Genomic DNA, 208 nt, shown 5'->3' on the forward strand with positions numbered 1-208 from the left:
TATTAGCCCCGGTTTCCCGGAGTTATCCCAGTCTTATGGGCAGGTTACCCACGTGTTACTCACCCGTCCGCCGCTAACTTCATAAGAGCAAGCTCTTAATCCATTCGCTCGACTTGCATGTATTAGGCACGCCGCCAGCGTTCATCCTGAGCCAGGATCAAACTCTCCAATAAAGTTAGTTTGTCTAGCATCTAAAAATAAAAATTGA

1 rRNA gene is annotated in these 208 nt (G+C 46.6%); it reads right to left on the minus strand.

The window, feature by feature from the left end:
- A 16S ribosomal RNA gene (locus MR160_RS35450) occupies positions 1-173 on the minus strand; the annotation flags it as partial.
- Positions 174-208 lie beyond the last annotated feature (35 nt).

The sequence above is a fragment of the Bacillus cereus group sp. BfR-BA-01382 genome (assembly GCF_022663475.1).
Lineage (GTDB): Bacteria > Bacillota > Bacilli > Bacillales > Bacillaceae_G > Bacillus_A > Bacillus_A thuringiensis_S.